11 protein-coding genes are annotated in these 14,308 nt (G+C 38.9%); 8 read left to right on the top strand and 3 right to left on the bottom strand.

Annotated features, from left to right (window positions below; translation table 11 throughout):
• Nucleotides 1-51: 51 nt before the first annotated feature.
• From tnpB to NQ505_RS04420, 3 genes are all read right to left on the bottom strand, one after another.
• Entirely contained in the window at nucleotides 52-402 is a 351-nt protein-coding gene (gene tnpB, locus NQ505_RS04430; protein WP_004296723.1) for an IS66 family insertion sequence element accessory protein TnpB, read from the bottom strand.
• On the bottom strand, nucleotides 390-794 hold the full coding sequence (locus tag NQ505_RS04425) for a hypothetical protein (RefSeq protein ID WP_004296724.1): 405 nt from the start codon (nucleotides 792-794) through the stop codon (nucleotides 390-392). The genes tnpB and NQ505_RS04425 overlap by 13 nt, the downstream gene beginning before the upstream one ends.
• Nucleotides 795-879: 85 nt before the next feature.
• Nucleotides 880-1,518: an HU family DNA-binding protein gene (locus NQ505_RS04420; protein ID WP_004298017.1), complete on the bottom strand. Its 639-nt coding sequence runs from the start codon at nucleotides 1,516-1,518 to the stop codon at nucleotides 880-882.
• Nucleotides 1,519-1,804: 286 nt separating this feature from the next.
• Between NQ505_RS04420 and NQ505_RS04415 the strand changes: the two genes are divergently transcribed.
• From NQ505_RS04415 to NQ505_RS04380, 8 genes are all read left to right on the top strand, one after another.
• Nucleotides 1,805-2,998 (top strand): ISAs1-like element ISBaov2 family transposase, encoded by a 1,194-nt coding sequence (locus NQ505_RS04415; RefSeq protein WP_004296414.1) that lies wholly within the window; start codon nucleotides 1,805-1,807, stop codon nucleotides 2,996-2,998.
• 191 nt (nucleotides 2,999-3,189) lie between these two features.
• On the top strand, nucleotides 3,190-4,500 hold the full coding sequence (locus tag NQ505_RS04410) for a VapE domain-containing protein (protein ID WP_004298019.1): 1,311 nt from the start codon (nucleotides 3,190-3,192) through the stop codon (nucleotides 4,498-4,500).
• A 368-nt stretch (nucleotides 4,501-4,868) separates the two neighbouring features.
• The gene (locus NQ505_RS04405; RefSeq protein ID WP_004298021.1) at nucleotides 4,869-5,438 is read left to right on the top strand and encodes an RNA polymerase sigma-70 factor; all 570 of its coding nucleotides are present in this window, start codon (nucleotides 4,869-4,871) and stop codon (nucleotides 5,436-5,438) included.
• Between the two features lie 244 nt (nucleotides 5,439-5,682).
• On the top strand, nucleotides 5,683-6,897 hold the full coding sequence (locus NQ505_RS04400) for a FecR family protein (protein ID WP_004298022.1): 1,215 nt from the start codon (nucleotides 5,683-5,685) through the stop codon (nucleotides 6,895-6,897).
• Nucleotides 6,898-6,948: 51 nt separating this feature from the next.
• The gene (locus NQ505_RS04395; RefSeq protein ID WP_004298023.1) at nucleotides 6,949-10,305 is read left to right on the top strand and encodes a SusC/RagA family TonB-linked outer membrane protein; all 3,357 of its coding nucleotides are present in this window, start codon (nucleotides 6,949-6,951) and stop codon (nucleotides 10,303-10,305) included.
• Between the two features lie 14 nt (nucleotides 10,306-10,319).
• Nucleotides 10,320-11,843 (top strand): RagB/SusD family nutrient uptake outer membrane protein, encoded by a 1,524-nt coding sequence (locus NQ505_RS04390; RefSeq protein WP_004302963.1) that lies wholly within the window; start codon nucleotides 10,320-10,322, stop codon nucleotides 11,841-11,843.
• Between the two features lie 21 nt (nucleotides 11,844-11,864).
• Nucleotides 11,865-12,611, top strand: a complete 747-nt coding sequence (locus NQ505_RS04385; protein WP_004298027.1) for a DUF4843 domain-containing protein — start codon at nucleotides 11,865-11,867, stop codon at nucleotides 12,609-12,611.
• Between the two features lie 18 nt (nucleotides 12,612-12,629).
• The gene (locus NQ505_RS04380; RefSeq protein WP_004298029.1) at nucleotides 12,630-14,303 is read left to right on the top strand and encodes a PKD-like family lipoprotein; all 1,674 of its coding nucleotides are present in this window, start codon (nucleotides 12,630-12,632) and stop codon (nucleotides 14,301-14,303) included.
• The last annotated feature ends 5 nt before the right edge of the window (nucleotides 14,304-14,308 follow it).

Below are 14,308 nucleotides of genomic sequence, written 5' to 3'. Positions count from 1 at the left end.
ATAAACCGGATGATATCTTTAGCGCAAATAACTAATAATCAGAATGTTGAATTAGATCCTAAAACGCTTTCTCAACCGTACAGACTTTAATGACACTCCATTTAAGATAAAAGACAAAACCTGATAAGAAATCTCGTAATTACCTGTATTGGGGTTAAATGTCGGTAACTCAAAACTTCCACCTTCGAGGCGCTTGTAGTACAGAAGAAAGCCATCGCCATCCCAACGCAGTATTTTTACACTTTGTCGGTTTTTACCAAAGAATAAAAAGATATCTCCGGAAACGGGAGACAAGTCCTTCATTTCCGATCGTATAATTTTGAATAAACCGTCAATGCCAAGGTTCATACGAACAAAGCCCTGGTACAGATAGTATCGATTGGCTGATGTTAGAGAATACATGGATCTCCCTCCTTTCTTTCGTAATCGCGCAACATTTTAATAACACCACCGGGTGTGGCCCGTTTGACCGAAATGGTGGTTCCACTGTTAAAGGTGATTGTGATCCCGGCAAGACTAAACTCTTCTTCCGACAACATGGCGGGTGCTATTTGAGTGAATGAAGGAGAGGAAGTTGTCGGTTGGGAGGGTTCAACGCCGCCATAATAATCACGGACCACATCTGCCTTGGCTTGTTTAACGCTATAGCCCCGTCTGGACATCCAGGAACTCATACCACCAAAAGTGGTATGCTGATCGCGGCAAACATCGGCTAAAGAACAATTGTAGTCTACTTTCAATGCTTCAAGGAAATGTTTCCAAGTTTTTCCAAATCGATTTTCTGCTAAATCCATAATGCTTCATTTTTATACATAGCAAAAATATAAGAATGAAAAAAGGGCGACAAGATAGAATCGCGGAGACGCTTACTCACAGTCACTACCGTGAAGGATGTGCCGCATCTCTGGATACGCCATAATAACCGGGAGCAGGCACATACATCGGCTGATTGCGCAAACCGATATTCACCAGCTTTCCTTCTCCACGCAAACGTACCAAATGCGTTTTGGCCGTAGTACGTGCCAAACCACACACTTCCTGAAAATCACGGCGGGTCATCATCTGATGTTCGGCAAAATATTCTTTCAACAGCATATCAATCTCCACCTCTGACACCTTCTCCGAATGACGGACATACTTGGACTGATTGGCGCGGACACCCACAAAATGTCCTTTCAGATTACTGTCAGGGCGAAATCGGACAGTTTTGAAAGCCACCTTATTAGTCTTATGCGGAGTGCTACGAGTCACTTTCCCCGTAGCAGCCAAAGTGGGATAAAAATAGCCGATCCCCTCGATATGTACTTCTTTTCCCTCTCGCAACGACTCGCCGAGAATCTTCGATAAGTTATCAAGCACATTCTTTACATCGCCCACAGTCAACGAACTGTAGTCATGAATCTTGTAACAAAGAGTATCCGTATCCACTTTTCCATTCATAAAGATACGCGGATGCAACGCCGCTTCTTCTTCCGAAGAAGCATTAGGATTTTCATACCAATCAAACACAATAGCCATTACTTCTTATCAATTTAAATGTGTAACTTCATCATAGGACAACTTTAATCGGCTATTCGGACGATTGGAATCGGCTGTTCAGTCAACTATTGTCAGCCAACCGGACAACTCCAGTCGGCTTTTCCTAAACAAGCACTAAAGCAGGGAAAACGCATTATACTCTTTCCTTAATCTTTTATACATTTATCTTACACCAATATTGTCTTTTCATCTTATTAATAAGATATTTATCTTTCATTTACAATATTATTTGAGTACATTTACGTGATTATAAATCACAATTAAAATGAAGCAAGAAACTAAAAGAAAGATTGAGATCAGCAACCTACATGAATTTGCTGATTCATTAATATTGATAGATAACCGGATAGACCGTTGTAAAAAACATCAGGCCAGTACCATTGTTCTTATTGCAATTTCTGCTGTTATATGTGGCGCTGATACTTGGAATTCAATAGAAGACTTTGGTAAAAGTAAAGAATCTTTTTTTGCAGCCAAGCTTTCCAATTTTAATGGTATCCCTTCCCATGATACATTTAATCGCTTTTTCTCGGCATTAGATCCTTTAAAATTTGAAGAATCTTATAGGCAATGGGTCCAAAGCATTCTCAAATGTTATTCGGGGCATATAGCCATTGATGGTAAAACCATACGAGGAGCCTATGAATCCGAACAGGACAAGCGTCATCGTAAACAAGGAGTGCTTCCTGATTCGAATACGGGAAAGTACAAATTGCATGTCATCAGTGCATTTGCAACAGAACTGGGAATCTCCCTTGGACAGTTATGTACACAAGAAAAGGAAAATGAGATAGTTGTCATTCCTGAATTATTAGATATGTTGTGTATAAAAGATTGTATTATTACAATTGACGCTTTAGGATGCCAGCGTACAATTGCAGAGAAAGTCATAAAGGGAGAAGGTGACTACATTTTTATAGTGAAAGATAATCAACCGAAATTAAAGGAAATAGTACTGTCAGTAACAGAAAGTATTGTATCAAAAGGTACAACAGTACGATTTGACAAATATGAGACGCATGAAGAAGGACATGGCAGGAATGAGTCGAGAATCTGCTATTGCTGCAACGATCCTGGTTTTCTGGGAGCAGATATTAGAAAGAAGTGGAAAAATATACAGTCTTTCGGATATATAGAGAATACCAGAAATACAAACAAAGGCACTACAGTGGAAAAAAGATGTTTTATATCTTCCTTGGAACCTGATGCGCAGAAGATACTTAAAAATAGTAGAGAACACTGGGAAATTGAGAATAATCTACATTGGCAGCTAGATGTCAATTTCCATGAAGATAATACCAGAAGAAGAAATATATCAGCATTAAACTTCTCCGTACTGGCGAAAATTGCATTGGCTACATTAAGAAACAACAAAAGAGAGATACCAATCAATAGAAAAAGATTAATAGCAGGGTGGGATAATGAATTCTTATGGGAACTTATTTTACATGATTTATAATGCGTTTTCCCTGAGCACTAAAGATACGACAAAGTAACGATATATCAGCATAGAAAAGCTTGTTTTTCGTTTCAGAAGAAAATAAATATTTTCTTAGTTAAATACTTGCAAACCCCATATTTCATGTTATACCTTAGCGGCATCAACCGGTCGAAAAAACAACATTTATTCATTTAAAAAACAAGAAAAATATGAAGACATTAGAATATAACTCGAAACGTTTGGCAAAAAGAATACAAGCATTGATGAAAGAATCGTCAAACGTCATCGTTTCACCGAACACTTCAAAGAACGTACCGAAAATGCAAGAAATAGATGAACAGGAAGCATATAAACAAGAAGTACATAAACACCCCGTCCTTCTAACACGACAAGTGATTGACTTTTTGAAAGTACGATATGACTTCCGCTACAACTTACTCACCGAAGAAACCGAATTTCGCCCCTCCGGGCAACGAGAAATTCCTTTCTGCCGCATAGACAAGCGAGAACTGAATACTTTCTGCCTGGAAGCCCACAAAGAAGGAATCAACTGCTGGGACAAGGACCTTCAAAGATACATTTACTCTACCCTAGTGGAAAGCTACCACCCTTTCCGGCTTTATATGAACGAACTACCTGCCTGGGACGGAACGGATCGGTTGAAGCCCTTGGCGAAGCGAGTATCCGACACTCCTATATGGATAAAAAGCTTTCACACCTGGATGCTCGGACTTGCCGCCCAATGGCTGGGAGTGAATCAAACACAAGCAAACAGCGTAGCCCCGATACTTATCAGCGAAGAACAGGGACGCCATAAATCCACTTTCTGCCGTATGCTGATGCCGCCACAACTAGCCCGTTATTATTCGGATAATCTGAAACTAACCGCACAAGGCAATCCCGAACGTCTCCTAGCCGAGATGGGGTTACTAAACATGGACGAATTTGATAAATTCGGAGCACAAAAGATGCCGTTACTTAAAAATCTGATGCAAATGTCCAGCCTCAACATCTGCAAAGCCTATCAGAAAAATTTCCGGTCGCTGCCTCGTATCGCCTCTTTCATCGGAACAAGTAACCGGACTGACTTACTGTGCGATCCGACAGGCAGCCGCAGATTCATCTGCATTGAAGCGGAGCATGATATTGACTGTACCGGAATTGAACATTCACAAATCTACGCCCAACTGAAAGAGGAATTGCTTGCAGGTGCCCGTCACTGGTTCAACAAGGAGGAAGAACATGCTTTGCAACGTCATAATAGCGCATACTATCATGTCAACCCCATAGAAGACATTGTGTGCAACATATACGCGCCTGCCATGTTGGATGAACCGGATTGTCTGTCACTCTCCGCCGCTATCATTCATCAAGAATTGAAAAAGAGGTTTCCGGCTGTACTTCGTAATTGTACTCCTATCCAATTGGCGCAGATTCTGACTGCAACGGGTATCAGTCGACAGCATACGAGATTGGGCAATGTGTATTTGGTGAAGAAAGTGAAGGGCTGTGAAGAGTGAGAATGATACTACCTGTTCACATAAGATATCTGTGAATAAGATGGTTACGCCTCTGTGACGACTGTGAATGACAGCATATATCATAGCAATCAGAAAGTAGTAAACAATCAAGTCCCGAACATATTTTGATTGGTAATGATTTTATTGCAAATAATGTTATTACTAATCGAAGTATTTCTTATTTTTATATTCCTCTTTAAAGCTTGCGCCTTTTGTGCCCTGTTGCATTTTATTTTTTATTTTGTAAGTCGGCAAGGTCTGCGTTTCTGAAAAAAACAATATATTTGCATTCATAAATATCGCAAAAGTAAGTAGTTACGGTGATTTTTATAAATTTTGTTCTCTTTTTTCGCAGGAAAAGTGACAGTATGAACGATAAAATTGACATCATAGTAGCGGGAGTAAACCGGAAGGATAAAAAGATGTGGGGCGATTTCTACGATCGTTTTTATACTGCTTTATGTGTTTATGTTTCCAAGATATTGCCAGTCCCCGATGCGGTGGAAGATTTGGTACAGGAAGTTTTTATTTCTGTATGGGAGGGGAAGCGTACCTTTTCTGATATTAAAGAACTTACCAATTATCTTTATCGTGCCTGCTATAATAATGCCTTATTATATATACGTAATAATCAAATTCATGATACTATTTTAAGTTCTTTGGCGGAAGAAGAAAGTATGGTGGACGAAGATACGATTTATGCACTGACAGTAAAAGAAGAAATTATCCGGCAACTCTATTGCTATATCGAAGAACTTCCTGCCGAACAACGTCGGATTATTTTAATGAGAATTGAGGGACATACATGGGAAGAGATAGCGGAACGTCTGGAGATAAGTATCAATACTGTCAAAACCCAAAAGACTCGCAGCTATAAATTCCTCCGTGAAAGGTTGGGGGATTCCATTCATTCCATAATTCTTTTTTTATTTTTCTAAAAATAAAAAAACATTCTGATACTTCTTTGTCTTTTTATTGATTGATTAAAATTTATTCTATTTGTTAAAATCAAATCTTTTTCTTCTATATAATGACATTATGATATATTTCTACCTCTAAATTCTGATTCATTATTCTTTTATCTCAAAAAAATGTCATCTTTTTGTCACCCGTTTTTATGAGTTGTGTATATCTATAATAAAGATGAATTAAACAATTGTTTAATTAAAAAAACGCAATAAGATGAAGAAGTTCGAAAATGTATATCAAGACGCTGCTTTAATGAGAAAGGTTCTTTTGGGGGAGGCTGATGAAGTGGAACAAAAAGATCTTGAGAAACGGTTGGCAGAATGTCCGGACTTACGAAATGTATACGAGCAGTTACAGAGCGGGGAGACTTTGAAAGTCGCCTTTGGAGAATATCAAAAATATTCGTCAAAGAAAGCTTATCAGTCTTTTCTTCAGAGTATCGGGCAGATGGAATCGAAAGGCCGGAAGAGTCGTTCTCGTCGGGTGGGGTGGTACGCTGCTGCGGCTGTCGTTACTTTAGCCGTTGCTCTTTCTTTCTATATGTCGAATTATATCTCATCGGAAAAAGAAGGGAAAACTTTGATTCAGCCGGGAACGCAGCAGGCACAATTGACTTTGTCCGATGGCAGCGTGATTGATGTGCATAGAAAAGAAGTAAGCGTAGTAGTAGATGGCGTTCAAGTAAAATATAAGAAAGGAGTGCTGTCTTATCAGCCTACCGTCACGACACAACATGAGGAGAAAAACATTGAAGAACAATCTGGCAAATCAAATGAACTGGTAATACCGCGTGGAGGTGAAAATACTGTAATCCTTGCAGATGGAACGACAGTACATTTGAATGCCGGTTCTAAATTGACCTATCCGGTACGTTTTGCCGGTAAACGTCGAATTGTGCGTTTGGAGGGTGAAGCTTATTTTGATGTAGCAGGAGATGAGAATCATCCATTTGTGGTACAAACTCATCTCGGGGAAATAACTGTACTTGGTACTGAATTCAACGTGAATGCTTATGCCGATACCCCTGTTTGTTATACAACCCTAGTACATGGAAAAGTGAAATTCTCTACATTAAATGCGGAAACGGTTACTCTCTCACCGGGTGAACAAGCTGTTGTATTTGCCAATAGTTCAACGAAACGCAAGGTGGATTTGGAAGAATATGTTGGTTGGGTAGATGGTATGTACATCTTTAATGACCGTCCCTTGGGCGATATAATGAAGACATTCGAACGCTGGTACGACATACAGGTTTATTACGAAACCCCTAACCTGCGCGACATTACCTATAGTGGTAACTTGAAACGCTACGGAACAATAAATTCATTCCTGGATGCACTGGAACTGACAGGAGACCTTACTTATAAAATCAGTGGCAGGAATATATTGATATATGACAAAGTGGAAGAACAGGAATGGAAAAGATAGAATATTAGAATAGTTAGAATATTAGGTACACAAAAGTTTAATTATTAATTTATGAGAGAAAAACGATGGCTGCTATGTTTTCTAGTGGCAATGTGCTGTACGTTTAGTGCATGGGCATTACCGTCACAAGACAAGACGGTGACTTTGAAACTGCACAATGTCTCTATAGAGACTGTCCTGGATGCAGTGAAAAAACAGACAGGTGTGAATATGTTATATAATTCACAAATGTTCAAGGGTGTTCCTTCGGTATCACTTGATGTGAAGAACGAGAGATGGGATACAACTCTTAAATTAGTGTTGAATCCTCAAGGGTTTGACTATGTGATGAAAGACGGTATTGTTGTCATTCGAAAACAAAAGCGTGAAAACCGTGTCCGTGGTATGGTGACAGACTCACATGGAGAGCCGATTCCCGGAGCTAGTATTATTGTTAAAGGTACTCGTACAGGTACTTCTACCAATATTGAAGGTGAATTTACTTTGGACGTAAAAAGTGATAAGGTGGTGTTGGAAGTTTCTTTTATAGGTATGAAGAAGCAAACTGTCCAAGTGGATGCTACTCGTCGGAAAACGGTTGAAATTACATTGGTGGATGATGTCAAAACATTGGAAGATGTGGTTGTGACCGGATATAGCAATGTACGTAAATCCAGTTTTACGGGTAGTTCGACTCAGATTTCGGGTGATGACTTGCGTAAGGTGTCACAGACAAATATAATTGGGGCGATCCAGTCATTCGATCCCTCTTTCCGTTTGGTAGATAACGTACAATTTGGTTCTGACCCGAATGCTTTACCAGAAATGTATATTCGTGGACGTTCCGGTTTTGGCGTTAAAGAACTGGATAAAGATCAGCTTTCAAAATCAAATTTGGAGAATAATCCTAATTTACCAACTTTTATCATGGACGGTTTTGAAGTAAGCATTGAGAAGGTATATGACTTGGATCCTACCCGTATTGAGAGTTTGACGGTTTTGAAAGATGCTGCTGCTACTGCTATGTATGGTTCACGTGCTGCTAATGGAGTGGTGGTAATTACTACTGTTGCTCCGAAAGCAGGAGAGGTTCGTGTCTCTTATAACTTTACAGGAACGTTGGAAATGCCCGATTTACGGGATTATAATTTGGCAAATGCATCGGAGAAGCTGGAAATAGAGCGTCTCGCAGGATTATTTGATAAAGGACAAGCTAACATTCCATCGACTGCGGTAGGGATGAACAACTATTATAAGAAATACGCTTTAATTCAAAAAGGAGTAGATACGGATTGGATGTCTATTCCACTTCAAAATTCTTTCAATCATAAGCACAGTATTTACTTAGAGGGAGGAACACCTAATTTGCGTTATGGTGTGGACGGTTCATTTAATATAGCAGATGGTGTGATGAAGGGTACAGAACGTAATCGCTATAGTGCAGGCTTCTCTTTGGATTATCGCATCAAGAATTTGCAAGTAAGAAACTATGTATCTTTCGGGCATACGAAATCGAAAGAATCTCCGTATGGTTCGTTTAGTGATTTTAGCGGACTACAGCCTTATGACTCTCCTTATAAAGATGATGGAACACTCCGGGAGAAACTCACATATTCGAAAATTAGCGGACGTGACAATAATAATCCGCTATATGAAGCAACTTTGGGTAATTATAATTGGAACTCTTATGATGAGGTTATTGATAATTTGAGCTTTAACTGGTACCTGAATGATTACTGGACGGTTAAAGGGCAGTTCAGTGTAACGAAGAAATATTCCAAATCAGAAAAGTTTATTGATCCGCTTTCAAGTAAGACTAGTGTTACAGGTTCAAAAGATAATAATCTTGCCGGTGATTTGTATACGACGAATGGAGAAAGTTTGGATTGGAATTCCAATGCTTTTTTATACTATACACGTAGCTTTAACAAGCAGCACAATTTGAATGTTTCAGCAGGTTGGGAAGCAGCTTCAGGTACCACTGAGAGTACCAATGCTCATTATCGTGGATTTCCGTCGGGTGAGTTTCACTCTCTGAATTATGCGGCGGAAGTATATAAGAAACCTACTCGTACTGAGAATACCACACGAAGGGTTAGCGTATTAGCTTCTGCCAATTATACGTGGAATGATATTTATTTGGTAGACGCTTCTGTACGTTTCGACGGTTCGTCAGAGTTTGGGGCGAATCAGAAGTGGGCTCCTTTCTTCTCTGGAGGTTTGGGTGTTAATATTCATAACTATGATTTCTTCAAAAGTAACGGATATATCAATAAGTTAAAATTACGTGCTTCTTATGGGCGTACCGGTAAAGTTAATTTCCCGGCTTATGCTGCAACGACGATGTATGAAACTTTATTTGATGAATGGTATATAACAGGTTATGGGGCTGTATTGAAAGCTTTAGGTAATAAAGATTTGACTTGGGAAAAGACGGATAAGCTGAGTGTTGGTATCGAAACAAAAACGTTCCATGATCGCCTGACTGTTGATTTCGAGTATTACTATAATAAGACAATTGACTTGGTGAATGATGTCACTCTTTCCCAAACTTCCGGTTTCTCTACTTACAAAGATAATATGGGACAAGTTGCCAACAAAGGCGTAGAATTAAAACTTCGTGCGGATATTTATCGTGACAGAAACTGGAATGTGGCGTTATGGGGAAATATGGCGCACAATAAGAATGAGATTCTGAAGATTTCCGACTCTCAGAAAGCATATAATGAGAGAGTGGCCGCTTATTATAAAAATGAAGCACTTTATCAAGAAACATTAGGGCTGTCTCATGGTGCGGAATATTCGGTACCACTGCCACAGTATGAGGAAGGAGCTTCTCTGACTTCAATTTGGGCTGTACGTTCATTGGGCATTGATCCTACTACGGGTAAAGAGATCTTTTTGAACCGTGATGGCTCTATAGCTGATAAGTGGAATGCTGCGCAGGAGGTTGTAGTTGGAAATACAGAACCTAAATGTAGTGGTGCTTTCGGGTTGAACCTGTCGTATAAGAATTGGACTCTGTTTGCTTCATTTCTTTATGAGTGGGGTGGACAGGAATACAATCAAACATTGGTCAACAATGTGGAAAATGCGGACTTAGTGAACAAGAATGTCGATTTACGCGTATTGACGGACAGATGGAAAAAACCGGGTGACATAGCTCAGTTTAAAGATATTAAAGACCGGGGGATGACTACTTTGCCAACATCACGTTTCGTGCAGGATAAAGCATTGGTTCGATTGAATTCATTGAATGTCAGCTATGATTTTAACCGTGACTGGATAAAAAAACATCTCCGCATGAATCTGCTTCGTCTGGAAGCTTCTACGAGTGACTTGATAAACTGGTCCTCTATTAAACAGGAACGCGGATTGAGCTATCCGAGATCTTGGAAAGTGGAATTCTCATTAAAAGCACAGTTCTAAAAAAAGAAGAAAAAATGAAAAAGATATATACAATAATATTTGTGTCATGTCTAGCAGCTATCTCGTTCAGTTCTTGTAGTGACTGGCTGGACGTGAGACCTGCGGATGAGATAAAGGAAGAATATTTGTTTGAGACAGGAAATGGTTATCGTACAGCTCTGAACGGTATATACCGGAAGTTGGCGACTTTCGATTTGTACGGTAGTAATCTGAGCTGGGGGTTGATAGATGGCTGGGGACAGGTATATGACTTGGACAAAGCCCCCGACAGCGGTGGTGGTAAAGCTATGAAGAAATTATCGAAGTTTTTGTATAAGAACTCTGAACTTACTCCTACAACAGATGCTATGTGGAGCGCAGCGTGGAATATCATAGCCAATTGTAATAACCTTGCACAGCAGGTGGCAGAGGAAGATACAATGCTGTTCTACAAACGTACGCAGGAGAAAAATATGATTTTAGGAGAAGCTATTGCCTTACGGGCGTATATGCATTTTGATTTGTTACGTATATATGCGCCGTCTTTGGCTATGAATCCGGGAGATAGGCTTTTTATTCCTTATGTGGACAAATATCCATCTTATTTATCCGATCGACAAACAGTCGGTTACTGTTTGGAACGCATCATCGCTGATTTAGTAGAAGCGCAAAAGATTTTGAAGGATGTGGATAAGTCATCAGAGTTTACTTCGGGTAATCGTTTTACTAAGTCTCCTTCCGGAGAAGAACGTTTTGTGTGGTACAGAGGATTCCATCTTAATTATCATGCCGTAACTGCGGAGTTGGCTCGTGTTTACTTATATGCAGGACAATCGGAAAAGGCCTATGAAACAGCGAAGTTACTAATAGATATTAATGCTGATAAAGGTTATTATAAGGCAGTAACAAGTAGTTATAGTGGACCTATGAATATAGAGAATGGGAATATAAAGATGTATGAAGACATTATATTTGCATTATATTCTACAGATCAGACTGATTGGGATTTGGAGATTAATCATGCAAGTGATAATGCTACCAAACCGGATGATGAAAAGTATCTGGCTTTGAGTGATGCTGTGATAACGAAATTCTTCGGTACCGAAAGCGATAAAGACTGGCGTCTTAAGTATCAGTTAGGACCGAATACTTCTTCTTTTTATCGTTCATTGAAGTATAAAAAACAAGATGAAGGTTCTGGTTTTGGTAAAGTGAATAGTACAATGGTGCCTATGATTCGTATGTCTGAAGTATATTATATAGCTGCAGAGGCTATTTATGATACAGATAAGGAATTGGCCAAGACATATCTTAAAACTGTGAAACAAGGGAGAGGTATTAGTTCTCCTGACCTTAGCAAATCGGGTACGAAGCAAGACTTTATTAATCTGATTGTTGATGACGCCCGTCGCGAGTTTATTGGCGAAGGACAGACTTTCTTTTTATACAAGCGTTTGAAACGGAACTTGGAAGGGTCGGATGAAAAGCAGTCCGTAGAATATCCGGCGATTGAAGATAATTTGGTGATGCCATTGCCTGATTCGGAAAGCAATATTTAAATTTTGAAAGATTGAAGATATATGAAAAGAATAAGTTTTTATATAGTCATTGTATTGTTGGGAGTCTCCTTCTTTACTTCTTGTGAGGAGCAAGGATTACTGACCCATACAAATGATGTGTCATATATTGCATTTGAGAAAAATATGACAACAGATACAACAGGTGTATCTTTTAAGTTTTACAATGAAGGTGAAAATGCTAAGATATTATTAGGAGTTACCATTTCTGGAAAAGTACAGGATAAGGATTTGGAGTTTACGGTCAGTGTAGATCCGGAACGAACGACTTTGCCTGCTACCCAATATGAATTGCCAGAGAAGTGCGTAATTAAAGCAGGAGAACTAACCGGAGAAATATTGGTGGTTCTGAAGTATTACGAAAAATTGGATACGAAAGCTGAACTGCTGACGTTGCAAGTGAATGACGGTGGTGAGGTTCGTCAAGGTCCGAGTGTCTATTCACGTGCTATTATTTCCGTATCTAATTTGTTGTTTGCACCTGAGTGGTGGACTAGAAACGACGGTGATGTGAATAATCCCTACAACATTGTTGAAGAATGGTATTTGGGGAGGTATTCGGAAAAGAAATATTTAATGTTTTTGGAAGAATTGAAAAAAGACGGGGTGGTATTTGACGGAAAAGATATGTTTATATTGCGTAAATATGCACTGCGTCTGAAAAATAGAATTAAAGATTATAATACTCAACATCCGGATGAACCCATGAGTGATGAGTATGGTAAAATGGAAATTCCTGTTGCCGGATAATTAAAAAACGGAAGAAGTATGAAAAAGATAACAGTTTATATTTTATTACTACTTTTATTGAGTAGCATTTGCAGTTGCCTGGATGATAAAAACAATTATGATTATACACCGATTAATGAACTGAAAGGCACTATTAGTAATATTGAAAAAAACTATAGTGTTGGGATAGATGAAGACTTAGTTATAACACCTACGTTTGAGTTTACAATTGATAAAACAGATCCGGATGTGAGTTACGAATGGAGACTAGACGGAGAATTGTTGAATGTAAAAGCACCTTCGTATACTTTCAATTCTCATAAGATCGGATTGTTTGAACTCACATTTTCCGTCATCGACAATAAAACAGGGGTTAAGTACTCTGCTTCAACAGACATTTTGGTTCGTTCTCCTTATCAGAGAGGATGGGTGGTTTTGTCTGACGTAGATGGAAAGTCAACACTTTCATTTATCAAGATTAAGACCTTGTATGGTGTGTCAGAAACTGTGAATATCTGGGGTGAGAAAGTGGTACGTGATTCTATCGCATATCATTCTGTCGAAAAGTATTTAGTCAAAGATTTAGGAACCAACCCCAAAGGTGTTTTTGAACATTTGGGTTATCCTAGTACTTTCGGACAGGTAGAGACTGTATATGATGAACTGGTAGTGATGCAAGATCGTTGGGTGGAGCTGAACGGTAATACTTTGGAGCGTGAAGTATATACAGAGGATGAGTTCTATGGGGATTTGCCGGTGGGGGGCTTCAAACCTGTAGAAGCTGCCATGTCTTACTCTGCAAAATTTATTCGTGATGAAAATGGATATATTTATATGCACACGAAGCCGGTTGCAAATGATTTTCATGCTGGAGCCTATATGTCTATTCCACTGTGGAATTATACTAGATTCAGTGCTTTATATCCTGTACAGAAGTTTAAGGACAGAAATATGGATGCGGTTCTGGCTCTCCGTGAAGAGGATAACTCATTGGTAATTATTCGAAATGGAGGTGGGGTGAAGAATAGTTCCAATGATCCGACATTTTATGATAATACGGTGAAGGATACCGGAGAAATAGTTGAATTTGAAGGAGAGGATGCTAAGAACTTTCAGAATATGCGTGATGAAAGTATTGTAACAATGAAAACTGCGTCAGTTAATGTGAATGGCGACATGATGCAAGCATGGGTTGCCTTGATGAAGGGTAACGATATGTCTTATCAATTGCGCTATTTCAGAATGAAGAATAAAAAATGGGATATATATGATTATTATGAAAATGACTTGACGTCATTGAAAAATAAAGAGTATACAGATATGGCTGTATTTGAACAAAAGCAGTATGTTGTTATTGCAATGGGGAATGAATTGTGGTATTGCCAATATGTGAAAGGTATGGCATCTGCTCCAAAATTGATTCATACATTTGACAAGAAGGTGATTGCTCTTTCATCTAATGATATATATTTGTATCCAAAATATGGAGTTTACAACGGTCAGTTAGGGGTTGCCTTGGAAGACGGAAGTTTCTTTATATATGGGGTGGAAGAGAAGGACAAGCAAGAATCAGAATTGGTTAATGATGTAAAAATAAAACAATTATACCCGAATGAGGAAAGTGAGAAGGAGGGAGATAATAATTTTGGAAAAATAGTGGATGTACTATATAAAATAGGAAATGCTAACCAGATTGTTCAGTATGACCTTTAAAATAA

Origin of the sequence: Bacteroides sp. D2, assembly GCF_025147085.1 — a bacterium.
Classification (GTDB): Bacteria; Bacteroidota; Bacteroidia; order Bacteroidales; family Bacteroidaceae; genus Bacteroides.
This window is presented reverse-complemented; position numbering and strand designations above follow the sequence as displayed.